This window comes from Heliomicrobium modesticaldum Ice1, from assembly GCF_000019165.1.
Classification (GTDB): domain Bacteria; phylum Bacillota; class Desulfitobacteriia; order Heliobacteriales; family Heliobacteriaceae; genus Heliomicrobium; species Heliomicrobium modesticaldum.
Genome location: NC_010337.2, coordinates 1,249,606 through 1,270,871, shown reverse-complemented (window position 1 = coordinate 1,270,871; position 21,266 = coordinate 1,249,606). Strand labels below are relative to the sequence as shown.

Here is a 21,266-nt window from a genome sequence, read left to right as displayed (position 1 = left end):
CCTCTCGTCTCCTCCAGGCCGATTTTTGGGCAGAAAAAAAGACTCCCCCCGTCTCCCCGACCCAGGGGGGGAACGGCCGAATTCGTTCTCATTATATTGTTGCCCCTGCGACGGGGTCAAGAAAAGCCTGTTTCAAGAAAAATGGTAATCGGTTACAATGAAATACAGACAACACCGAGGAGGTGCCTCCCGATGTCCCTCGACGCGGAAACATACAAGGGTCTGCTGGAAGAAACCCACAAGTTGCTGGAAAAGCTGGAGGCCCACGACCGTCCCGGTCTTTTACACACCCAGGACGTGGCCAAGGTCGTTCGCGGTTTCCTGGCCCATCTCGGCATCACCGGCGAACAGGCGCAACCGATCATCCTGGCCGCGCTCCTTCACGATATCGGCAAGCTCCGCGTCGCCTCCGACATCCTGCAGAAATCGCACGGCATCGACCCCATCGAGCAGATCCTCATCCAGGTGCACAGCGCTCACGGCGAGTCGATCGTCCGCGAGACTGGTCTCTTCCCCCCTGAGGTGGCCAAGATGATCGGCCAGCACCATGAGCATTTCGACGGTTCCGGCTACCCCAGCGGGCTCAAAGGTGAGGAGATCCTCTACGGCGCCCGGATCATCGGAATCTGTGACACCTTCGCCATGGCCCAGGAGGACAGAGTCACCCAGAAGGGGCGTACCCGGATCGAGGCGATCGATTATCTGAGAAAGCGCCAACAATGGTTTGACCCCGCCGTTTTCAGCGCATTTATGGCCTACGCCGCAGGACTTACAGGTTCCGGCTGAAGGCCATGAACAGCGCCGTGCGGCGACCGGCAGCACACCTTTTTATCCGAAGGAGATCCGCCATGAGCCTTGCCGGACGGGATATCATCCTCTCGGCCCGCGTCGGTGCCCACAACTACAACCTCGATGACGCCGACTCTGACGAGGATTGGAAGCACCTTGTCCTGCCCAATTTTGATGACCTCTATCTCAAGCGGGCCTTCGCGGCGGCGAAAACGTCACCCGCCTGCGACTACACCGCCCACGACCTGCGCCGGTTCGCCGAGTTGGTGAGAAAAGGCAACCCCTATTTCCTGGAGGTCCTGTTCAGCCGCCAATGGCGCATCCACGACCGCCACAAGGCATTCGGCCAGGCGCTCCTGGACCGCCGCGACGGCCTGGCGGCGATGAACCGGGCGGGGCTCTACCGGAACTGCCTGGGAACGGCGAAAGAAAAAATGCGCACCCTGCGCAAGGGCACGGAAAAGACGCTTCCGCTGGTGCGACGCTACGGCTATGACACAAAAGAGGCGTTACACGCCTTCCGGCTCCTCGATCTGCTCGCGCGCTACGCCGACTCCGGCTGGGATTTCGGCGCCGCCCTATGGTACGACGGTCCGTCACGCCAACAGATGCTGGCCATCAAGAAAGGCAGCGTCGACAACAACCGGATCGACGCAGTGCTGACGGAAAAAATCAAGGAAGCCGAAGGGCTGGCTTCCTGCTACCACGGCGCCCCCTTTGACGCCGAACTCGCCGCCTGGTTGGAGACGGCTGTCCGCCACGAGGTCCGCCTGGCCTTGGCAGAAGAACTGCGCGCCCTTGGTGAATCGGTTTTATCCAAGCAGTAGGGCTCGCTCTGCCTGTGGTCATGTCTTGGAGAAAGCGCCTTTCTCCTTGTTTTCGCCGGCGTTGAACCGGTTCATCACCTCGATGATGCCCTTGTCCACCCAGAGGGCAGCCGCCTCCCTACCCTGGTCGAGCATCGCCCGGACCGTCTCTTGCTCCTCCTCAGTGAAGCTCTCCAGCACGTGAGCGGCGGCGAGACGGCGATCGGCTGGACGACCGATGCCCATCTTCAGCCGGGGAAAGGCCTCCGTTCCCAGCAGGCCGATGATCGACTTCATCCCGTTATGTCCGCCGCTGCCGCCCTTAGCCCGGGCACGCAGCCTGCCGAGCTTCAAATCCATGTCGTCATAGATCACCAGGATGTCCTCCGGCAGCAGTTTATAGAAAACAGCCAAAGCCGCAACCGATTGGCCGCTCAGATTCATATAAGTCTGCGGTTTGAGCAGGAGCACCTTCTCCCCCTCTACACGCGCCTCGCTGCAGAGGCCTTGAAACCTGTCCCGGAATCCCTCGGCGCCCCACGCCTCGGCCAACCGGTCCACGACCATAAAGCCGATGTTGTGGCGCGTCCGCGCATACTGCAGGCCGGGGTTGCCCAAGCCGACAATCGCCTTCACCTGTCCATCTCCCCTTTCCCTCCTATTCTTCGCGGCAGCGGGGGAGTATCCCTTTTTCGAGCCCTTCTTGGCTGTATCCACTACGCTTTGCAAGAGAAGAAGCCACCTGTCCATGTCAGGTGGCTTCTTCTCGTGGTTATTCCTCGGCCTTTTCCCCATCGCCATTAGCCTTCCCGTTGCCGTTAGCCTTCCCGTTGCTGTTGGCCTTCCCGTTGGCTCCCTTGTCGCCGTTCTCCTCCAGCACAGGCGCCGACTCAGCCGGCTCCAGCACAGCCCGGGGAACGATGATGGAGAGGATGACCTGGTCCGGCTCAGAGATGATCGCGATCCCCGCCGGCGAGGTGATATCGGCGACGGTCATCTTGTCATGCAACTCCAGATGGGAGATATCGATGTCAAAGCGGGGCGGCAGCTTCCCCGGCAACCCTTCCACCTCGACGGTGCGCAGGCCGTGCTGGATGATGCCGCCGGCCTTGACGCCGGCCGGGGTTCCCACGAGATGGATGGGGATTTCGGCGTGAACCGGCTTGTTCCAGTCCACCAGTTGGAAGTCGACATGGTTGGGCATCCGGCCGACCGGGTCACGCTGCATCTCCTTCAGCATCACCTTGTGCCGGTCATCGCTCCCCTCCACCTGCAGGTCGAGGATGGCGCTGGCGCTGCCCATCGCCTTCAATAGGCCGGACAGTTCCTTGGCGTTGACGGAGATGAGCATGTCCGGCTTGTCCTTGCCGTATACCACAGCAGGCAGCAACCCGCGCTTGCGCAGTTCTTTGATGTACCCCCGCGACCCCTTCTCCCGCCGGATCGCGCGCAGTTCTCCCGATAGCATATGTGGCCCTCCCGATTCCTGATTTCAAAATGCTTCCATCTAAAGTATGACCAGGAGACCGGCATACCATCCGCGCCAGTCATGTCCTTGCCGAGACAAGCATAGATTGAAGCAGAGGAATCTATGAAAAAAAGGAGGCCCCCACCGCATGCTTGCCAGCAAGAGCTTGCTGACCCGGCCCATCGTCAGCCTTGACGAGGGCCAGAAACTGGGGACTGTTCGCGGATTGGTCGTCGACCCCGAGGCCTTGGAAGTGGTCGCATTGCAGGTGGACCAGAAGGGCCTCTTTCGCGAACAGAAGATCATCCCCTATACGAAGGTGCATTCCATCGGCGACGACGCCATCGTCATCGACCGCTCCAGCCAAGTCCAGCGGGCCACCAACCTGCCCCACCTGTTCGAACTGATCAAATCGAAAACGGTGATCATCGGCAGCAAGGTGCTCACCACCCTGGGCCAAAAGATCGGGGTGGTTGTCGAGTACTACTTTGATCACCGCACCGGCAAACTGCTGACCATCGAGATCCGGGGCCACTTCGGCGAAGGCTGGTTCAACAGCCGGGCGCTCCTGCCGGCGACGGCCATCCGCACCATCAGCCCAGCCATGGTCCTCGTCTATGAGGATGCCCTCGATCAGTTGACCCCTGTGGAAAGCGCCTTTGAGGGCACTGTCAAAAAAGTGAGCGAACAGACGGAGCGCTTCTGGACCTCGACGGTCAGCCTGAGCAAGGAGTGGGGCAGCGCCATCGGGCGGGCCATCGGCCTTGATGCCCGAAAAAAGGGACCAGGCGACGATGACGATCTGAATCCCTGGAAGGCCCCCGAGTACGCCGGGGGCTCCTCGTCGCCCCCCGCCGCCCCGGCTGCTTCGTCTGCCCCCGCTACATCAACGACAGCCACAGCGCTGACCACAACAGCGCAGGCCGAACAGGCCTCGAAAAAGGTCGCCTCCCCGCCACCGGATGGGCCAGCACAGTGGGCAACTGCCGATTTCTCCCCAATGGCAGGCCCTCTTCCGGCTGTTTCCTCAGCGGCGCTTGAGGCTCCGGCAACGATCGTCCTACAGCCGACTCCCGAGGCGACAACTGCCGCTTTGCCAACGCCTGCTGCCGTCGCTATTGTCGAGGCCCCACCGTCGCTCACCTCTCCGGCCCATGATCTGTCATGCGATTCACCGGCAGCCCGGGAAGCGGCCGCCACCTCCGACTGTGCGATGCCCCCGGCGCTTACCCCGGAAGCCGGGCCGGCGTCGTCCTCGCCGGCCGAGGGGGAAACGAAATAGGCCGGCGCCGGTAATGAAAAAAGGGGAAAGCGAGCGAACCGGGCTTCTTCCGGCTTCGCTCGCTTTTTCTCAGGCCTCTTCAATACCCCCAGTCAAATCAGCCTGGGGGCTCCGTAGCGATACAATACCCCTTGACTCAGTCAAACAACTTGCTCACCGACAGGTCCTCGTGGATGCGAATGATCGCCTCGCCGAGCAGCGGCGCCACAGAGAGAACGCGGATCTTATCGATCTGCTTTTCCGGCGGCAGGGGGATCGTGTTGGTCAGGATCATCTCTTTGATGGGCGAGTTCTGGATCCGCTCGATGGCCGGTCCCGACAGGACGCCATGGGTGGCGCAGGTGTAGACCTCGCGGGCGCCCCGCTCCAGGAGGGCCTTGGCGCCGTTGACGATGGTACCGGCCGTGTCGATGATGTCGTCGGTGATGACGACGGTCTTGCCTTCAATATCGCCGATGACGTTCATGACCTCGGAGACGTTCGGCTCAGGGCGGCGCTTGTCGATGATGGCCAGGGAGGCGCCGATCCGCTCAGCCAGGTCCCGCGCCCGGGTCACCCCGCCCAGGTCGGGCGAGACGACAACGATGTCTTGGAGCCCCTTGTTGAGGAAGTACTCGGCCAGGATGGGCACACCGGGCAGGTGGTCGACAGGGATGTCGAAGAAGCCCTGGATCTGGCCGGCATGGAGGTCCATTGTGACGACGCGGCGGGCGCCGGCGGCCGTCAGGATATTGGCCACCAGTTTCGCCGAAATCGGCGCCCGGGCACGCACCTTCCGGTCCTGCCGGGCGTACCCATAATAAGGTAGAACAGCGGTGATCCGCCGCGCTGAGGCGCGGCGCAAGGCGTCCACCATGATCAGCAGTTCCATGATGTTTTCATTGACAGGATAGCAGGTCGGCTGGACGACGAAGACATCGGCGCCGCGGACACTCTCATCGATCTCCATCTGAATCTCGCCGTCGCTGAAGCTCTTGACCTTCGCCGCGCCCACCTGGACCCCCAGGTACTCGGCAATCTCTTCCGCCAGCGCCGGGTTGGCGTTCCCCGTGAAGATTTTTAACTTTTTATTGAAAAAGGACATGGTGGCACCTCCTGATGGGTTTAGCCGTTTTCCGTGCTGTGCGCGTCACTGCGAGCCCTTGTGCTTCCGGCCGAGAAAGTTCTCCTTGATCTTCATGCGGGAACGTTCCACCGCCAACGCGCCGGCGGGGACGTCTTTGGTGATGGTCGATCCCGCCCCGATCAGCGCATGGGCGCCGACGGTGACCGGCGCCACCAGGTTGGTGTTGGAACCGATAAAAGCCCCGTCTTCGATGGCAGTGACATGTTTATGTTTTCCGTCATAGTTGCAGGTGATCGTGCCGGCGCCGATGTTGACGTCTTCGCCAACGGTGGCATCGCCCACGTAGCTGAGGTGGGGCACCTTGGAGCCCTTGCCGATGACCGACTTCTTGATCTCCACGAAGTCGCCCACCTTGACCGCCTCAGCCAGGCATGTCCCCGGGCGCAGATAGGCGAAGGGGCCGACGGCGCAGTCATCGCCGATCCGGCTGTCGAGCACGACGGAGTTCTGGATCACCACGTTCTCTCCGATCCGGCTGTCACATATCCGCGTCGCCGGACCTATCCGGCAGCCTTCGCCGATGACCGTCTCCCCTTCGATGATCGTCTGGGGATAAATGATAGTGTCGGCGCCGACGACCGCCTTGGTGTGGAAAAACACCGATGGGGGATCGATCAGGGTCACGCCGGCGTCCATCCATTTGCGGCGCAGCCGGTCCTGGAGGACCGCCTCGGCTTCAGCGAGCTGCACCCGCGAGTTGATCCCGAGGATCTCCCTTTCGTCCTGCAAGGTGTGAGCGACCACAAGGCCGCCCCGCTGGCGGAAGATGGCCAGCACATCAGTCAGGTAGTATTCACCCTGGGCGTTGGCCGGGGTGATCGCATCAAGGGCGGCGAAGAGGGCCGCCCGGTCAAAGCAGTAGGTGCCTGCGTTGATCTCCCGGATCGTTTTTTGCTTCTCGTCGGCGTCTTTTTCCTCGACGATGGCCGTCACATGGCCGGCATCATCCCGCAGAATCCGTCCGTACCCCTTCGGGTCGTCGATCACCGCCGTCAGCACGGTGCCCATGGCCCCCGACTGTTCGTGGGTCTCCCAGAGGGCCGACAGGGTGGCGCCGGTGAGCAGCGGCGTGTCGCCGCAAAGGACCATCACCGTCTCCACTTCCTCGGGTACCTCGGGCCGGGCCATCATGACCGCGTGACCGGTGCCCAACTGTTCCTGCTGCCAGGCATAGCACGCCCGATCCCCCAGGCGCTGCCGCACCGCTTCTCCGCCATGACCGATGACGACGATCGGCTGCGCAACACCGCAGTCGGTGAGGGCATCGAGGACATGACAAATCATCGGCTGGCCGGCAACCTCATGAAGCACTTTCGGCTGGCGGGATTTCATGCGGGTCCCTTTCCCCGCAGCCAGGACGACAGCCGTCCGCTTATGCATTGATTGCGCCTCCTGTTATGGCTTGCGTCTCTACCATTCCATGCTCTCACAAGAATATGCAAAAGCCGAAAGTCCCCGTCTACTATTCCACATCAAGGGGCCGTTTCCTTTCATGTCACTTAAAAATCTTGTCGACGAGGTGAACAAAGTGGACCTGCTCGTCCTTCACCCCAACCGGCTGTCGGCGCGGCGCCTGGCCGACGCGCTGGGCTGCAGGCATAGCCTTGACTGTCCAATCCCGCCGCCGCAGGGGCTGATCCGCTTCGGCACAGCCAAGGGAGTGGAGGGGAGCCGGTTCACCGTCAACCCTCGCGCCGCCATCATCGCCCTGCGCAACCCGGCGGCACTCTACCAGCTTCACCGGCTCCCTTACGGGGCGCGCAAAGGAGCCGGACGGACCTTGACGATCCATGTCGTCGACGGTCAGGTGATCGCCCTGTCGAGCAGCGACACCTTTTCCCGGTTAGAGCGACAAAAATGTACGGGCATGGCCCTGCGGGCGTTGTACCTGGCAGGGGCCGATTTCGGCGCCGTCAGCCTGGCTGTGCCTGTCCGCGGCACCCCCCGCGTGACCAAGGTGACGACGGCGCCGCTGCTCACGCCGGAGCTGGCTGCGGCCTACGCACGGGCGATCATACCACTGATCGAGAGGAAGCGTGGCGGATCGGAACAGCGGGAAATCACGGCGGATCCGGCGGCCGCAACAGGCGAGGCGTCCGTCACGGACGTCACGCTTGGCGCAGATCCGGAGTTCATGTTCAAGCACAGCCGTTCCGGCAGACTCGTCCCAGCCAACCGTTTTTTTCAGACAGATGGGCCTATCGGCTGTGACCGGCGCAAAGCCATCGCCGAGATCCGGCCAGCCCCGAAGACAGCGGCACGGGAGCTGACCCAGGCCATCGGCGCCCTGCTGGCCGGGGCGGCCGCAAAGGTGCGCAAAAAGCCGGTGCGCATGCTGGCTGGCGCCATGCCCTTATCTCAGTTTCCCATCGGCGGGCACATTCACTTCGGCGGTCTTCCGCTCACCTTCCCCATCCTGCGCGCCCTCGACAATTACCTGCTGATCCCGCTCTTTCTCATCGAACGAGGCGATGCAGCGATTCGGCGGCGCAAGTATTACGGCTATATCGGCGATGTGCGCCTCAAAGGACCGGACCGCTTTGAGTACCGCTCCCCCTCCAGTTGGCTCGTCTCACCGGCGATCACCCTGGCCACCTTAAGCCTGGCCAAGTTGATCGTCGAACAAGCCCTTCACCTGCCCCGCAACCTTTTTTCTGACGGTGAGGCCATTGAGGCCTTCTACGCCGGCGACAAGGAGTACTTCCGCCGCCGCGTCGCCGGGCTGCGCCAGGATCTGGAGTCACTCCCCGGTTATGAGGCGGTGGCCGGCGACATCCTGCCCTTATGGCGGATGATCGACGAAGGCCGAGAGTGGGACGATGAAGTGGACCTGCGCCAGGTCTGGCGGATCGAAACGTAAGGTTTGATCCGCCATCGGGATATCGTCCACACAAGCCACCCAACAGGGCATGCAAAAAAGAGATGCACTTGGCATCTCTTTTGCTTATGTGGCCACGCCTATCCGTTCAAGCAAAAACATTATGCAATCGCACTGGCAAGGGCCTCCTGATAGGCGTTCAGCACGGCAACGGAAATCTGTTCGCGCGCTTTCGCCGAGATCGGGTGGGCAATGTCGCGGTATTCCCCTTCCGGCGTCCGCCGGCTCGGCATTGCGACAAAGAGCCCTTTTTGTCCTTCAACCACTTTCACGTCATGGACGACAAAGGCGTTGTCGAAGGTGACGGAGACAATCGCTTTCATTTTACCTTCTAAATTCACTTTTCTAACGCGGACATCGGTGATCGTCATGCTCTCACCACCTTCCCTAGCACACCCACGATTATTCTCATACATTATTCGACCTCTGACAGTTAATACCTTCTGGTCATGGAAAACTTTTTTTAAGATTTTGTATCCCTTTTGTATAACATGGTTTCAAATTTTTTCACTGTTCTCCCCGATGTCATCGCTGCTAGACATCAGTGACGCCGAATCCCCGCTCGGCCAGTTGTGCCCTCAATTGCCCGATATGTTCCTGATCCCTCGTCTCTAAAGCGACGATCACCTCGGCCTGACTGAGGGACAAGCCGGGCCGCAGCCGGTCATGGATGACGGTGATGATGTTGGCGCCGCCGCGGGCCACCTCGGCCAGGAGGCTTTGCAGCGCGCCGGGACGGTCGGGCAAGGTGGTGCGGAACTCCCAGCGGCGGCCGCTCTCGACGAGGCCGTGCTCGATGATGCGGGCGATGGCCGAGATGTCGATGTTGCCGCCGGAGAGCAGCGCCGCCCAGCGTTCCCCACGCCGGCCGACGCGCTCCTCCAGGAGGGCCGCCAGCCCGATGACGCCTGATCCCTCGACGACCAGCTTTGAACGTTCCAGCAGCAGGGTCATCGTCTTGGCGATCGATTCATCATTGACGGTGATGATCTCGTCGACGAGCTGTTCAATGAGGCTGAAGGTGAGGTTGCCGGGGCAGGAGACGGCGATGCCGTCGGCGATGGTGGCTTTGCAGGCGACGACCGTGTGGGTATGCAGTTTTTTGGAGAGGGCCATGGCTGGTGCTGACTCGGCCTGGACGCCGACGATGCGCATCTCGGGATGGAGGCTTTTGACGGCCAGCGCCAGACCGCCGGCCAGGCCGCCGCCGCCGATGGGAAGCACGATGCCGTCAAAGGCGCCGATCGGACGCATCTGTTCCAGGATCTCCAGCCCGAGCGTTCCCTGGCCGGCGATGACCTGGGGATCATCAAAGGCATGGATGAAGACGGCACCGGTTCGACGCCTCAGTTCCTGTGCGTGTTCGTAGGCTTCGTCATAAAAATCGCCATGGAGAATGACCTGGGCGCCGTAATCGCGGGTGGCCTCCACCTTGGCCAGGGGCGCCCCCTTGGGCATGACGATCGTCGCCGGCACACCGATCAGGGATGCGCCGAGGGCCACCCCTTGGGCATGGTTGCCGGCAGACGCGGCGATCACCCCTCGCGCGCGTTCCTCTTCGGTCAGGCTGAGGATCTTGTTTAGGGCGCCCCGGATTTTGAAGGAGCCCGTCCGCTGCATGTTCTCGCATTTCAGCCAGACATCCCGTCCGCTGAGACGGCTGAAGGTGGCTGACTGCTCGAAGGGGGTGTGGTGCAGCCTGCCTTTCAAGCGCCCGGCGGCAAGGCGGATGTCTTCCAGGGTCAGTGCCTCCGCCCGCCTCGCTTCATGGGGCATCGTGACATCCCCTTTTCCCGCTAGTCTCTACGTCGCGACCTTATCCAATCGCTTCTACCAAACGCTATTTTTTCCATCATCGGCCACAGGCTATGCATCTCCCAAGAAGTGCAAAGCCTCCACCGCCTTCCCCGGCGATAGAGGCCTCGCATCAATCTTCCGGCGAACCGGAATGAGCCGTTGGATTGGACAAGAGGGCAAACTTTCGCTTTCCCCGTGTCAGGTCCTTGGGAACCAGGTTTTTCAACTGGCCCAGCAGTCGGTTCTTGTGCTCCATCTCCTGCCCGGCCAGGTCGTAAAACAATTCGGCCGCATCAGCGAGGCCGTCTTTCTTCGCTTCGTCGGCAAACTTGCGGTAGTTGTAGTAGGCCGCCTGCTCGTAGACGAGGGCTTTCAGGATGTTTTCCTTTGTGCGCACCGCGACGATCGCCTCCTTGTCAGGGGGATGAGGCCACCTCCCGTTTCGATTCTGTGCCCCTGTAAACGAAAAAGCAGGGGATGTTCCCTGCCCTCAGCGCCGGTCGGGGCCGGACAAAATCGGCACTGCCGCCCTTTAACATTCTTTTTCCAGGAGATCGAGCTCCCCAACCACGATGACATCGGTAAAGCGGGTCAGCTTGACGATCAGATCGGCAAAGACGAGCACATCGGCGGGGGTGCCTTTGCGGCCGTTGATGACGCACTCGTCATTGCGGTGCAGGATGACATCGAAGCGGACATTGCGGACGAGCACCTCGGCGTCTTCCACCTCTTCGGCCAGTTCCGCCGGCGTCAGGGACGGGCAGAACTCATGCAGCTGGATGATCTTCGTGAAGGTGCCGGGAACGACGCGGACCGCCCGGTTGCCGGAAGCGTCCTTGACCAGGAAGACCAGGTCAAACTTGAGGGTGATCGTCACGTTGCCGGTCAGGTTGACGGTGACATCTTCTTTGCGATTGAAGTCAAAGATGATATTTTCGATGGCTACAATGGGGTCGCAGTCGATGTTATCGAGGCAGATGCGGAAGGGAATAATCCGGCTGGGATTGGCGGGATCGGTCGCGAAAAAGATCGGCTCGTCGCGCTGAACATTTTTCGCCACCACGACTTGCGCAAATAGTTCGATGGTGCCGTTTTTGGAGTCCATGAAGCATCCTCCTTTTTCTTGTTTGCCTCCAGGGGTCATTTCCCGGCCCAAGCCGGCTCGCCACATAGTATGTGGGAACCAAGAAATGGGTGAACCGCCGCCGCTCTTTTTTGCCGGGTATGGTGTTTTTTTCTACCCCATTGTATGAGGCAGCCGCCCTTTTGGTGAGGACGCAGGCGCCAAGACCATCGAGGCCCCGAGGCCGACCTCTCGCCATTCATAGAGCTTGAGGCTCACGGGACCGACAGCAAAGAGGCGAATCTCCAAGCATCCCTCCCGCTGCTGCCAGCCCTGAACCTGGCAACGGATCGCCCCGACACGGGCCTGCCCGTCCCACCGCGCCGGGTCAACCACCGCCTCCCGGTCTGTGAGCAGATCGCGCCAGGGACGCTCCCAGCGGCAACGGTGGTAGACTGGGATGAGGGAGTAGCGGCCCCGCTTTGGCCGCAGGACGATGAAAAGAAGGATGTTCAGATCGACCCGGACCTGTTCCCGTTCGAAGGTCCAGGCGCAGCCGCGATACTCGGCTGTCACGGTTGGGATGTAGGGTTGAGATGCGTCGGTCGGCTCTTCTGGACTTGTTTCCTCCGCCAGCGGAAGTCGGATGAGTGCCGGTTCTCTCTTTTTACCAAAAACAGAAAAAACCAGCGGCTCTTCCAGCGCGTCATACCGTCCTGACAGGACTTGCAGGCGCGCCGGGATCACCCCGGTTCTCCCTTTTACTTCCATATTCGATTCACCACCCTGTCCGGTTCTACCCCAGTATATGAACCGGCAGGGGCAAGGGTCCCTGAATCCGCAAAATCTCCATGAGCTAACGTTGCCGGTGGTAAACAGGCCTGCACCCGTGATGAGGCTCGACGGCGCTGCAAAAGAATCTTCCCTTGAGGCAGAGCGCCTTAGCTCGATAACCCGGCCAGGCATCGCCGGACCAACTCCAGGTCGGACGGTTTATCCACGTCGATGCCGAGTTCCGGGCTGCTCGATAGAACGCCGACGGCGCGCAAACGGAACAGCTCGGACACCCTGGCCTCCACCTGGGCGATGGTCAACCGCCGGAGGAGAAAACGGATGAGAAAGGACCAGCCTAAGAGGCGGCTGAGGGCCAGCGGGCTTTTGCGCAGGCGGACAAAGCGCCGGGCGCGCGTCAAGGCTCTGGGAATGACGGACGGACGGATGAGCAAGAGGTTTCCGCCGGTCACCCATCCCTCTTGGAGGCGCACGTAGGTGCGCCGGACATCGGGGTAGCGCCGTTCACAATCCTCACGCCGGACGACCGGGTAGAAGACATCGCCTTCCCGGGACCGGCAGGCGTGAAGAAAGGCCTCAAGGACTTGGGGCGTGAGCAGCGGCAGATCGCCGGTGACGACCAGGAGCTGATCGGCTTTCTCACAGCGGTCACGGCCTTTGTCGGACGCCGAAAAGGCTTGGTCTGCCAGCACCGCGCCGTCTGTGAGGACATCATGCTTCGCCGGTTCAGTCCGGCCCGCCGGAACAGCGAGGGCCGCCAAACCGCATTGCAGGCTCTCGATGGGGTCTTTCCCGCCGCTGACGACGGTCACCCGCTGATCCTCAAGATAATAGTCGCTCAATGCCAGCGGTCCGACGACGACGATGCGGTTGATCTCGCGGCAATGGCGCAGGGCCTGGACGACGTAATCGACCATGGGACGCCGCCCGATGGGGATGAGGGCCTCCATGGACGCCGTATGGCAAGAACGGAGTCGCCCGTTGTTCGGACCCGCCGCTAGGACCAAGGCATCCATGCCGCTCCCACCTCCCGGCGGTTACGCTTGAAGCGTAGATGACGATGGCGGTATCAACTACGATTGCAGCTTCTGCTTCACCACGCCCATCGCTTCCAGCATGCTGTTCTCGGCGTTTTCGATGTGCTCCCAGGCCAGCGACTGGGCCAGGGGGACGTTGCGATCGGCGATGGCCTCGACAAGCTTGCGGTGCTCCTCCCAGGCCTCGCGCATACGGCCGGGATGGCTGAGGGAGGTGGTGCGGAAGCGGCGCAACTGCTCGCGCAGGTTGTTGATGATCTGGACGAGCCGCTGATTCCGGCTGGCCCGATAGACCATGTCGTGAAAATCGATGTCTGTTTCCACCAGGTCATTGAGGTTGTCCTCTTCAAAGCAGGACATGGTCTTGACGAGGAGCCGTTCCATCTGCTCAGTCTCGTCTTCGGTGATCCGCTGGGCCGCCAAGCCGGCCGCCAGTGACTCCAGAGCGGCCCGCAGTTCAAAGACATCGGTTATATCTTTGACCGAAATATTGGAAACATAAGCGCCCTTGCGCGGAACCATGACGACAAAGCCTTCCAGTTCCAGTTTGCGGATGGCTTCGCGGACGGGCGTGCGGCTGACGCCCATCTCCTCGGCCAGTTGGATCTCCATCAGCCGTTCCCCCGGACGCAACACCCCTGTGATGATGGCTTCGCGCAGGTTCTCGAAGACGATATCGCGCAGAGGGCGGTAGTTGTCCAATATTATCGGCAACAGTCGACGTTCCATTCATCGGCCTCCTCTCGCTCCAGCGTCCGGGCGATCAATACCCGGTATCGTTGCGGTCCCCACTGTTCCTCCATCGCTGCGGCCACGGAGCGGGCCGTCGCTTCCGATGCGGTAAATCCGAGGATGGTCGGTCCGCTCCCCGACATGAGCGCCCGGTCACAGCCGAAACGCGTCAGTTGTACCTTGATCTCTTTGAGGACCGGGTGCCACTCCAAAGTCACCTGTTCCAAGTCATTGCCGAGTGCCTCCAGCACGTTGCCGTAGTCACCGGTCTTCAAAGCCTCGATCATGCGGTAAGCGGCCGTGCCGGGCGGCGTCGTCGCCGGCTTCATCGCCTGCGGCCAGGGCAATGGATCGGGCAGGGCCGGCGCGCCTAAGGCTTTGTAGACCTTGGGCGTCGAGGCGCCGAAGGGCGGCTTGACCAGGACGACCCAGAAGGCCGGCGCAGGGGGCAGCCTATGTACGATCTCACCCCGCCCCGTCGCCAGGGCGGTGCCTCCGCGCACCAGAAAGGGGATGTCTGATCCCAATCGGGCCAGGAGGGTTTCCATCTCTCTATCACTCCACCCGAGGCGGAACAGGCGGTTTAAGGCCTTGACCGTCGCTGCCGCGTCAGAACTGCCGCCCGCCAGGCCGGCCGCCACGGGGATCACTTTTTCCAGGTCAATGTCGACGCCGCAGGAGAGGCCTGCAGTCTCTCGGACGAGCTGGGCGGCCCGGTACACGAGGTTGTCCGCATCGGGCGGCGCCTCCTCCGTCCCGCCGGCCAGGCGGATCGCACCGTGGCCCTCATTGACGGCGACTGTCACCGTATCGGCGAGGGCGATCGTCTGCATGACCATGACCACTTGATGATAGCCATCGGCGCGACGGCCGAGCACATCGAGGGCTAAGTTGATTTTGGCTGGCGCCAGCAAGCGCAAGATCGGGAACCTCCCCTTTCCCAGGTCTGATTTCCCTCTTTATTCCGCAAAGGACCACGATTTCCCTTTATTTCGACAACTTCCACAGTCGTAGACTCGACAGCATTTTCAGCGTGACCCTTCGGCTACCCCCTTATGCAGCGCAACGGCAATAAGCCTCACCACCCGTTCTCCCGACCGGGGCGATGAAGCGCGCATGAACCGTGCAGCTCGCGATGGGTGATGGGGCAAGGTTGATAGTCTGCCTTTCCGCAGGGCGGTTTTCGCGCCTCATCCGCTTGGCCTTCGCAGATGAGTGAACCCGCCCCGCCCTACAGTGTTATGCGGCCTGACAATAAAGTATGAAAGCACAAAAACGACGCCGCTCGGAACGGCGTCAACCTCGTTCTATAAATAGAAATTGGCGATGGATGGGGGCATTGATGGGTTGCTTCCATTCATATTGTAACATAAATCACAAGCGATGGCTATGCCCTAAGGATGATTGCTGTCACTTTTTTGTCGTTCGATAGCGAGCAGCAGACTTAGCGGGCCGCCCTGCTGGCCCGGTTCCAGTGGGGAGGGTTGGCGGGTCTAGGTCTACGATCTCAAATTGTAGTGAATTGTCAGAATTGTTTGGGGGTACGACCCCTTTGAAACTTGCTCAATTGGGGAAAAGTGTGTAAAATGGAGTTTATTCGATGGAATGAACCGTCTTGAGGTGTGGTGAACGGATATGGAACGTGAACGCTTCTCCGCGATGATTGATACCATCTTGAAGGAAAATCTAAGTTCTTACCGAATACGGGTTTTCCTTTTTGGTTCCTGGTCTCGGTTCGAGGAACGACCATCCTCTGACATCGATATCGCCATTTGGGCAGAGGAACCGCTACCTCCTGGAACCTTGGCCAGGTTACGTGCTGCTTTTGAAGAATCTCCGCTGCCTTATCCGGTTGATGTAGTGGATTTGGCACAAACGGACAGTGCTTTTCGGGAGCAAGTGATGAGGGAAGGGATTCCATGGAACGTCTGAAGCAACGTATCGATGTGGCCTGTCGAGCCGTATCGACGCTCGAAGTATTGTTGCAAGTGCCCAAGCCGAACGAAGTGGAACGGGATGCTTCCCTGCAACGATTCGAGTATTCCTTTGAGGCAACCTGGAAAGCGGCGCTCCACTACTTGCGAGAGATGGAAGGGATCGAAATCGGTTCTCCAAAAGGCGTGATCCGAGCATGTATGCAAGTCGGTCTGCTGACACCGACAGAAACCAGTGAAGCCTTAGAAATGGTCGATGATAGAAATCTTACTGTCCATACCTATAACGAAGAGCTGGCGAGAGCCATTTTCATGAAACTTCCACGTTATGCCTCTTTATTGAGACGCTGGGTGAAAGCCATACGAGATGGAATGGACGCGATTGAGGAGTAGTTATCAGTTTGTCTTTTTTGCTGTAGCGGCTTAGCCCTCATTGACGGAAAACCGTTTACCGACAAAATCGGCAATTCACAGGAACGAAAAAAGCAGGAAAACAGCGCAGGAAGCAGAAAAGCCGTCTCACGCGAAAAAAATACGCAGGAGGCGGCTTCTTCATCGTCATGGGCAGCACAGGGCACCGAGTTTGACGTCCCCATGCTGCAAATCACGGGGGCTGGAGGCGCTCAAGCTGTTGGACGGCAGCAGGCATGATACGAATAGATAATATGAGCGATTTAATAAATCCGCCTCGCGTTCCCCCAGCGAAAACAGCCTCGTGTCCTGATCCCGCCGATCCCTTCGGGACCGCTGATCGTGTTGGCCAGGACATCCTGAAGCTCCACATACTCATGGACCGGCGTGTAGGCCAGCTTTTCGGCGATCAGCACCGGATCAAGGGCATGGATCATGACACGGTCAGGCGATGAGGCGTAGTTGGCGCCGGCTTTCAAGAGGGCTTCAAAATTGGACTGGCAGCCGCCGGCGAAGATGACCAGTTCGTCAGGATCCGCAACGACCTTGCGCGCTGCCTGGACGGCCTCGACAAAATGGTGCGAGTTGCGGTAGGACTTGGAAGCTCCGGAATCCTTCACCGCCTTGAGCAAGCTGTCATGACCGGTGATGATCAGGATATCAGGTCTGTATCGCTCCAGGTGACGGACGACGACTTCGGGGAAGTGCCCTTCAGGGTAACAAAAGCCGCGGGCACGGATGTTCAACTGCTTGTACGTGTCCAGACACAGTTCCAAGTACTCTTCGTTTCCGTCGATATGCAGCACCGACCCCGGCATCTGATAGGCCAGTTTCCGCTGCTGTTCCCCTGTGGGATCGTCATCGAGCGGAAGGGCGGACACCTGCCGCCGGTCCACCAGCCGGCCTACCCGCTTGTAGTTTTGCAGAAGAACCCGCTGTTTATATCTAAATATCTCCAACAGCGGCGGTATGTCGAGGTCGCTCACAGGCGCGTCCGACTCAAGCCGCATATCGAGTCCCAGCAACCGGGCCTCCGGCTCCTCTTCTCCCGGCCAGATTTCGGCGATGCGAAAAAAAATGTCGTTCCCATATGAATGACGGGTCACGATGGTCCCGACGCGCAATTCCTCCATTTCGCTGCATCTCCCCCATTTGCTACGCTCATACGCTACGTCAGTAATATGAGTATGGAGGATTATCGGGGAAGGTGCAGGGGAAATGGGGGAGGGACTAATTGCTAGAGGACCACAGCCGCGCTATATAGGGGCGGCTGTGGTCCTCTTACGGGTATTGAGTTTTTCCGACCAACCTTAGTGACTATGCACCACAGTCGAACTGGCGCTGCTGCTGGCGTAGCTGATGCCGGAGAGGCCGCCGGCCTGCACGGCGAAGTCGGGGTAGCCTTCTTCGCCGTGTTGGGTGATGTCGAGGCCGGTTTCCTCGTCTTCGACGGTGACGCGGGCCTTGAAGACGGCGTTGACGATCATGTAGATGATGAAGGTGCCGATGGCGGCAAAGGCGTAGCTGGCGCCGACGGCGATGAGCTGTTTCACCAGCAGTTCGGAGCTGCCGTAGAGAAGGCCGTCTGCGCCGGCCGAGTTGACGGTGGTAGTGGCAAAGATGCCCGTAGCGATGGCACCGAAGGTACCGCCGACGCCGTGGATGCCGAAGGCGTCAAGGGCGTCGTCATAGCCGAGACGGGGCTTGAGGACGACGGCGAAGTAGCAGATGACGCCGGACAGGAGACCGATGACGAGGGCGGAACCGGCGGTGACGAAACCGGCAGCCGGGGTGATGGCGACCAGGCCGGCGACTGCGCCGGAGGCGGCACCCAGGACGGTCGGCTTGCCTTGGCGGATCCATTCCGCGAAGATCCAGCTCAGGGCGGCAGCAGCGGCGGCGGTGTTGGTGGTGACGAAGGCGCTGCCGGCGAGGCCGTTGGCGCCGAGGGCGCTGCCGGCGTTGAAACCGAACCATCCGAACCAGAGCAGGCCGGCACCGAGAACGGTCATGGGCAGTTGGTGGGGAGGCATCGGGGTGGTGCCCAGGCCGCGGCGTTTGCCGAGCAGGATGGCGAGGACGAGACCGGATACGCCGGAGCTGATGTGGACGACGGTGCCGCCGGCGAAGTCAAGGGCGCCCAGGTCGCGCAGCCAACCGCCGACACCCCATACCCAGTGGGCCAGCGGGAAGTAGATGACGGAGATCCAGATGACGGTGAAGAGCAGGAATGCCGAAAACCTCATCCGTTCGGCAAAGGCGCCGCTGATCAGGGCGGCGGTGATGATGGCGAACATGAGCTGAAACATGGAGAAGATGGAGTGGGGGATGGTGGCCGAGTAATCTGGGTTTGGATCCGGGCCGACGTTGTTGAACAAGGCGAAGTCGAGAGAACCGATCATGCCGTTGATGTCGGTGCCGAAGGCCAGCGAGTAGCCGTAGAGCACCCAGATGACGGAGACAAGGCAGATGATGATGAAGCTGTGCATCATGGTGCTGAGGACATTTTTCTTGCGGACCATGCCGCCATAGAACAAGGCCAGACCGGGGGTCATCAGCATGACCAGGGCAGCGGAGATGATGATAAAGGCGGTGTCGCCGGTGTCGGCTTTCGGTGCCTCAGCAGCAGCTGCGGCGGGCGCTTCGGTCGTTGCGGCGACGTCAGTCGCAGCAGCTGCGGCGGGGGCGACCTCATCGGCGAAGGCGGGGGCCAGGCCCAGGCAGGTCACCGCGAGCAACATCAGGATGGCGAATAAGGCGATGCGCTTCATGATAAGTCCTCCTCTTCTATACCACTCTCTTTAGGGCTTGATTATATGTCTGGAGAAAGACATAGAGCTCCCGAAGGAAGTTTTCTCTCTTCCCTCGGGAGCCCCTATGCTCCCCTAGGCAACCGTGCAGTTCGTCCGAACCGGATAGACCTCTTCCCCGTGATATCCTTAGAGCGCCCCATCGCCGGTTTCACCAGTGCGGATGCGGACGACGTTTTCAATCGGCGATACGAAGATCTTGCCGTCTCCGATCTCACCGGAACGAACCTGGTCGGTGATCACCTTGAGGAGGTCATCGACGAGCGAATCGGCAACGACGACCTCGATTTTTACCTTGGGCAGCAGGTCGATGGTGTACTCGGAACCGCGGTAGAAGCCTTTTTTGCCTTTCTGCAAGCCGCAACCTGCCACCTGAGTGACCGTCATGCCGCGCACCCCGATCCGGTTCAGGGCCTCTTTCACTTCATCCAGTTTCGTCGGGCGGATGATCGCTTCGATCTTCTTCATTGATCCTTCACTCTCCTTACTCACTTCTTTGTCGGCGCCCTTCCCCGCAAAAAACGACGTCAAAACAAAGGGGAGGAAAACAAAAAAGACAGAGACAATCCGATTGGACACCAGACGTCTCTGTCTTGTTTATCATTGTAACGGCTCAGCGCAAGGTTGGCAACCCCCCAAATAAACTTTTTTGCCTCCCTTGGGCGCTGCCTTCTCTCGGGTGACGAAAGCCTCCTTCAGGGAAGGAAAGGTGACCGGTGGATGCGGCAGGTCATCATCGCCTGCCGCTTTCGGCATTCATCCCCTTTGGCACTAGGCTTCGGCATAGAGCGCGTCGGCCACGTTCGCAAACTCCTGCAGGTTCAAAGTCTCCCCCCGCCGTCCCGGGTCGACGCCTGCCGCTGTGAGCCTGCGCGCCATCTCCTCCTTATTCAAAGCCAGTCCGAGGGCGCCGAGGGCGTTCAATAAAGTCTTGCGCCGCTGGTTGAAGGCGGCCCGGACGACGCGGAAAAAGGCGGCTTCGTCAACGACCGCCACCGGCGGCGTTGCGCGGCGGTCGAGGCGCACGACGGCGGAGCTCACCTTCGGCGGCGGGATGAAGGCGCCCGGCGGGACTTTGGTGACCAGCGAAGGCGCGCAGTAGTACTGGATGACCACCGAAAGGGCGCCGTAATCGCTGTGACCGGCCGGCGCCAGCATCCGGTCGGCCACCTCCTTCTGCACCATGACCACCAGCCGTGACACAGAGAAGCGACCTTCCAGGAGGCGCATCAGGATGGGGGTGGTGATGTAGTAAGGGAGGTTCGCCACGAGGACGAAGGGCTTGTCGCCCCGCCAGGGCTGGGTCGCGGCGTCGTAGTCGACCTGCAAGGCATCCTGCCAGAGGATCTCCACCTGGGGGTAGTCGCGACAGAGATCATCGAGCAGCGGACGCAGGCGCTCATCGACCTCCACGGCGATCACCTTGCCGCCCGGACCGACGGCTTCGGCCAGATCGCGCGTCAGCGTCGCCGGGCCCGGGCCGATCTCAACGACCACGTCGCCGGCAGCCAACTCGGCGGCGGCGATGATGCGCCCTACGTACACCGGGTCTGACAGGAAGTTCTGTCCCAGTCCTTTTTTGGCGCGAATGCCATATCGGCTGAGGTTTTGTCGAAGTTCTCCAGCCATCGATTTAATCTCCCATCTCCGTATCGCCGAAATCCTCGTGCAGCTCCATTCTTTCAAAGGCGCCTTCTTGTCATCTAAGCGCCGGCTCTTTCTGTCGCCTTTACGCTGCTGCTTTCACTGTTTTTACTGTTCTTCGATCGCTTTGAGCGCCTGCTCAATCTCGCTCCGGCTGAGGCCGAAGTGGTTGACCCGCTGCAAAAACTGCTTGGCGTTGGCGCGGCCGATGCCGAGGCGTTCGCCGAGGGCCTCCCGGCGCTGCCCTGCCCCCGGCACGCCATCGACGCCCCATTGCCGTAGATCATCACGGTTGTAGAGCTCCCGTTGCGTCCCCGGCGATCGCACCTTCGCAAGGGCCTCACGGATGGCTTGCGGTGAGGCGTGTTCGATGCCCACCTTGCCGTCTTTCTTGGCCAGCGCCACCGGCAAAAAGGCGTGTTTGGCGCCGGGAACGGCCTCAGTCACCCAGCGGCGGATCCGTTCACCTGGTCCGTCCGGGTCGGTGAAAACGATGACGCCGCACCGTTCCTGGGCTCTGCCGATGACTGCCATCGTCTCCGGGCTGATGCCCAATCCTTGAGTGACGATCACCTGGGCGTCGACGGCGCGCCGCACCGCCAGCAGGTCGTCGCGGCCCTCGACGACGATGACTTCTCGAATCTTTTCCCTAGACAGCGTGTTCACCTCATAGAGTCTGTCTAAAAACCCCCTCAAG

General features: G+C 60.6%; 23 protein-coding genes. 6 read left to right on the top strand and 17 right to left on the bottom strand.

Going from position 1 to position 21,266, the window contains the following annotated elements; translation table 11 throughout:
* The first annotated feature begins 192 nt into the window (after nucleotides 1–192).
* Nucleotides 193–786: an HD-GYP domain-containing protein gene (locus tag HM1_RS05670; protein ID WP_012282352.1), complete on the top strand. Its 594-nt coding sequence runs from the start codon at nucleotides 193–195 to the stop codon at nucleotides 784–786.
* Between the two features lie 62 nt (nucleotides 787–848).
* Complete coding sequence (locus HM1_RS05665) at nucleotides 849–1,616, top strand: DNA polymerase beta superfamily protein (protein ID WP_012282351.1); 768 nt, start codon at nucleotides 849–851, stop codon at nucleotides 1,614–1,616.
* An 18-nt stretch (nucleotides 1,617–1,634) separates the two neighbouring features.
* Here HM1_RS05665 and pth read toward each other — a convergent pair whose 3' ends face one another.
* A complete protein-coding gene (gene pth / locus HM1_RS05660; RefSeq protein WP_041313417.1) occupies nucleotides 1,635–2,231 on the bottom strand; it encodes an aminoacyl-tRNA hydrolase in 597 nt (198 codons plus the stop codon).
* A gap of 136 nt (nucleotides 2,232–2,367) precedes the next feature.
* The gene (locus HM1_RS05655; RefSeq protein WP_012282349.1) at nucleotides 2,368–3,063 is read right to left on the bottom strand and encodes a 50S ribosomal protein L25; all 696 of its coding nucleotides are present in this window, start codon (nucleotides 3,061–3,063) and stop codon (nucleotides 2,368–2,370) included.
* A gap of 148 nt (nucleotides 3,064–3,211) precedes the next feature.
* Here HM1_RS05655 and HM1_RS14510 point away from each other — a divergent pair, with 148 nt between their 5' ends.
* Complete coding sequence (locus tag HM1_RS14510) at nucleotides 3,212–4,345, top strand: PRC-barrel domain-containing protein (protein WP_012282348.1); 1,134 nt, start codon at nucleotides 3,212–3,214, stop codon at nucleotides 4,343–4,345.
* Nucleotides 4,346–4,481: 136 nt separating this feature from the next.
* Here the strand turns inward: HM1_RS14510 and HM1_RS05645 are convergent, their stop codons facing one another.
* Together HM1_RS05645 and glmU are read right to left on the bottom strand one after the other, a co-directional pair.
* Nucleotides 4,482–5,429 carry a ribose-phosphate diphosphokinase gene (locus tag HM1_RS05645; RefSeq protein ID WP_012282347.1) on the bottom strand — a complete coding sequence of 316 codons (948 nt, stop codon included), beginning with the start codon at nucleotides 5,427–5,429 and terminating at the stop codon, nucleotides 4,482–4,484.
* A 45-nt stretch (nucleotides 5,430–5,474) separates the two neighbouring features.
* Nucleotides 5,475–6,851, bottom strand: a complete 1,377-nt coding sequence (gene glmU, locus HM1_RS05640) for a bifunctional UDP-N-acetylglucosamine diphosphorylase/glucosamine-1-phosphate N-acetyltransferase GlmU (protein ID WP_012282346.1) — start codon at nucleotides 6,849–6,851, stop codon at nucleotides 5,475–5,477.
* A 112-nt stretch (nucleotides 6,852–6,963) separates the two neighbouring features.
* Between glmU and HM1_RS14505 the strand changes: the two genes are divergently transcribed.
* The gene (locus HM1_RS14505; RefSeq protein ID WP_012282345.1) at nucleotides 6,964–8,331 is read left to right on the top strand and encodes a putative amidoligase domain-containing protein; all 1,368 of its coding nucleotides are present in this window, start codon (nucleotides 6,964–6,966) and stop codon (nucleotides 8,329–8,331) included.
* A 119-nt stretch (nucleotides 8,332–8,450) separates the two neighbouring features.
* On the opposite strand, the gene spoVG is transcribed toward HM1_RS14505, so the two are convergent.
* The 8 genes from spoVG to ispE all read right to left on the bottom strand — a co-directional run bounded on the left by spoVG (nucleotide 8,451) and on the right by ispE (nucleotide 14,690).
* Nucleotides 8,451–8,720 (bottom strand): septation regulator SpoVG, encoded by a 270-nt coding sequence (spoVG, locus tag HM1_RS05630; RefSeq protein ID WP_012282344.1) that lies wholly within the window; start codon nucleotides 8,718–8,720, stop codon nucleotides 8,451–8,453.
* Between the two features lie 163 nt (nucleotides 8,721–8,883).
* Nucleotides 8,884–10,125 carry a threonine ammonia-lyase gene (ilvA, locus tag HM1_RS05625; protein WP_012282343.1) on the bottom strand — a complete coding sequence of 414 codons (1,242 nt, stop codon included), beginning with the start codon at nucleotides 10,123–10,125 and terminating at the stop codon, nucleotides 8,884–8,886.
* A 151-nt stretch (nucleotides 10,126–10,276) separates the two neighbouring features.
* Nucleotides 10,277–10,543, bottom strand: a complete 267-nt coding sequence (locus tag HM1_RS05620) for a ferritin family protein (protein WP_012282342.1) — start codon at nucleotides 10,541–10,543, stop codon at nucleotides 10,277–10,279.
* A 135-nt stretch (nucleotides 10,544–10,678) separates the two neighbouring features.
* Nucleotides 10,679–11,251, bottom strand: coding sequence for a hypothetical protein (locus tag HM1_RS05615; protein ID WP_012282340.1), 573 nt, complete (start codon nucleotides 11,249–11,251; stop codon nucleotides 10,679–10,681).
* Between the two features lie 132 nt (nucleotides 11,252–11,383).
* Nucleotides 11,384–11,980 (bottom strand): hypothetical protein, encoded by a 597-nt coding sequence (locus tag HM1_RS05610; protein WP_012282339.1) that lies wholly within the window; start codon nucleotides 11,978–11,980, stop codon nucleotides 11,384–11,386.
* A 170-nt stretch (nucleotides 11,981–12,150) separates the two neighbouring features.
* Nucleotides 12,151–13,017, bottom strand: a complete 867-nt coding sequence (locus HM1_RS05605; RefSeq protein ID WP_012282338.1) for a nucleotidyltransferase family protein — start codon at nucleotides 13,015–13,017, stop codon at nucleotides 12,151–12,153.
* Between the two features lie 57 nt (nucleotides 13,018–13,074).
* On the bottom strand, nucleotides 13,075–13,767 hold the full coding sequence (locus HM1_RS05600; protein ID WP_012282337.1) for a GntR family transcriptional regulator: 693 nt from the start codon (nucleotides 13,765–13,767) through the stop codon (nucleotides 13,075–13,077).
* Nucleotides 13,743–14,690, bottom strand: coding sequence for a 4-(cytidine 5'-diphospho)-2-C-methyl-D-erythritol kinase (gene ispE, locus HM1_RS05595; RefSeq protein ID WP_012282336.1), 948 nt, complete (start codon nucleotides 14,688–14,690; stop codon nucleotides 13,743–13,745). The genes HM1_RS05600 and ispE overlap by 25 nt, the downstream gene beginning before the upstream one ends.
* Before the next feature lie 715 nt (nucleotides 14,691–15,405).
* On the opposite strand from ispE, the gene HM1_RS15130 reads away from it, so the two are divergent.
* Entirely contained in the window at nucleotides 15,406–15,702 is a 297-nt protein-coding gene (locus HM1_RS15130; RefSeq protein ID WP_083765156.1) for a nucleotidyltransferase family protein, read from the top strand.
* Nucleotides 15,690–16,097, top strand: a complete 408-nt coding sequence (locus tag HM1_RS05590; RefSeq protein ID WP_012282335.1) for an HI0074 family nucleotidyltransferase substrate-binding subunit — start codon at nucleotides 15,690–15,692, stop codon at nucleotides 16,095–16,097. Before HM1_RS15130 ends, HM1_RS05590 begins: the two co-directional genes overlap by 13 nt.
* A gap of 281 nt (nucleotides 16,098–16,378) precedes the next feature.
* On the opposite strand, the gene yabG is transcribed toward HM1_RS05590, so the two are convergent.
* The 5 genes from yabG to rnmV all read right to left on the bottom strand — a co-directional run bounded on the left by yabG (nucleotide 16,379) and on the right by rnmV (nucleotide 21,235).
* A complete protein-coding gene (gene yabG, locus HM1_RS05585; protein ID WP_012282334.1) occupies nucleotides 16,379–17,248 on the bottom strand; it encodes a sporulation peptidase YabG in 870 nt (289 codons plus the stop codon).
* A gap of 177 nt (nucleotides 17,249–17,425) precedes the next feature.
* Nucleotides 17,426–18,886: an ammonium transporter gene (locus tag HM1_RS05580; RefSeq protein ID WP_012282333.1), complete on the bottom strand. Its 1,461-nt coding sequence runs from the start codon at nucleotides 18,884–18,886 to the stop codon at nucleotides 17,426–17,428.
* Between the two features lie 168 nt (nucleotides 18,887–19,054).
* Nucleotides 19,055–19,393, bottom strand: coding sequence for a P-II family nitrogen regulator (locus HM1_RS05575; RefSeq protein WP_012282332.1), 339 nt, complete (start codon nucleotides 19,391–19,393; stop codon nucleotides 19,055–19,057).
* A gap of 303 nt (nucleotides 19,394–19,696) precedes the next feature.
* Nucleotides 19,697–20,554 carry a 16S rRNA (adenine(1518)-N(6)/adenine(1519)-N(6))-dimethyltransferase RsmA gene (gene rsmA / locus HM1_RS05570; protein ID WP_012282330.1) on the bottom strand — a complete coding sequence of 286 codons (858 nt, stop codon included), beginning with the start codon at nucleotides 20,552–20,554 and terminating at the stop codon, nucleotides 19,697–19,699.
* Between the two features lie 123 nt (nucleotides 20,555–20,677).
* The gene (gene rnmV, locus HM1_RS05565) at nucleotides 20,678–21,235 is read right to left on the bottom strand and encodes a ribonuclease M5 (protein ID WP_012282329.1); all 558 of its coding nucleotides are present in this window, start codon (nucleotides 21,233–21,235) and stop codon (nucleotides 20,678–20,680) included.
* Nucleotides 21,236–21,266 lie beyond the last annotated feature (31 nt).

What these genes read in the sequence shown, in the direction of transcription:
- HM1_RS05670 (WP_012282352.1), top strand. Translation starts at nt 193, where the DNA reads ATGTCCCTCGACGCGGAAACATACAAGGGTCTGCTGGAAGAAACCCAC.
- HM1_RS05665 (WP_012282351.1), top strand. Translation starts at nt 849, where the DNA reads ATGAGCCTTGCCGGACGGGATATCATCCTCTCGGCCCGCGTCGGTGCC.
- HM1_RS05655 (WP_012282349.1), bottom strand. Translation starts at nt 3,063, where the DNA reads ATGCTATCGGGAGAACTGCGCGCGATCCGGCGGGAGAAGGGGTCGCGG.
- HM1_RS14510 (WP_012282348.1), top strand. Translation starts at nt 3,212, where the DNA reads ATGCTTGCCAGCAAGAGCTTGCTGACCCGGCCCATCGTCAGCCTTGAC.
- HM1_RS05645 (WP_012282347.1), bottom strand. Translation starts at nt 5,429, where the DNA reads ATGTCCTTTTTCAATAAAAAGTTAAAAATCTTCACGGGGAACGCCAAC.
- glmU (WP_012282346.1), bottom strand. Translation starts at nt 6,851, where the DNA reads ATGCATAAGCGGACGGCTGTCGTCCTGGCTGCGGGGAAAGGGACCCGC.
- HM1_RS14505 (WP_012282345.1), top strand. Translation starts at nt 6,964, where the DNA reads ATGTCACTTAAAAATCTTGTCGACGAGGTGAACAAAGTGGACCTGCTC.
- spoVG (WP_012282344.1), bottom strand. Translation starts at nt 8,720, where the DNA reads ATGACGATCACCGATGTCCGCGTTAGAAAAGTGAATTTAGAAGGTAAA.
- ilvA (WP_012282343.1), bottom strand. Translation starts at nt 10,125, where the DNA reads ATGCCCCATGAAGCGAGGCGGGCGGAGGCACTGACCCTGGAAGACATC.
- HM1_RS05615 (WP_012282340.1), bottom strand. Translation starts at nt 11,251, where the DNA reads ATGGACTCCAAAAACGGCACCATCGAACTATTTGCGCAAGTCGTGGTG.
- HM1_RS05610 (WP_012282339.1), bottom strand. Translation starts at nt 11,980, where the DNA reads ATGGAAGTAAAAGGGAGAACCGGGGTGATCCCGGCGCGCCTGCAAGTC.
- HM1_RS05605 (WP_012282338.1), bottom strand. Translation starts at nt 13,017, where the DNA reads ATGGATGCCTTGGTCCTAGCGGCGGGTCCGAACAACGGGCGACTCCGT.
- HM1_RS05600 (WP_012282337.1), bottom strand. Translation starts at nt 13,767, where the DNA reads ATGGAACGTCGACTGTTGCCGATAATATTGGACAACTACCGCCCTCTG.
- HM1_RS15130 (WP_083765156.1), top strand. Translation starts at nt 15,406, where the DNA reads ATGGAACGTGAACGCTTCTCCGCGATGATTGATACCATCTTGAAGGAA.
- HM1_RS05590 (WP_012282335.1), top strand. Translation starts at nt 15,690, where the DNA reads ATGGAACGTCTGAAGCAACGTATCGATGTGGCCTGTCGAGCCGTATCG.
- yabG (WP_012282334.1), bottom strand. Translation starts at nt 17,248, where the DNA reads ATGGAGGAATTGCGCGTCGGGACCATCGTGACCCGTCATTCATATGGG.
- HM1_RS05580 (WP_012282333.1), bottom strand. Translation starts at nt 18,886, where the DNA reads ATGAAGCGCATCGCCTTATTCGCCATCCTGATGTTGCTCGCGGTGACC.
- HM1_RS05575 (WP_012282332.1), bottom strand. Translation starts at nt 19,393, where the DNA reads ATGAAGAAGATCGAAGCGATCATCCGCCCGACGAAACTGGATGAAGTG.
- rsmA (WP_012282330.1), bottom strand. Translation starts at nt 20,554, where the DNA reads ATGGCTGGAGAACTTCGACAAAACCTCAGCCGATATGGCATTCGCGCC.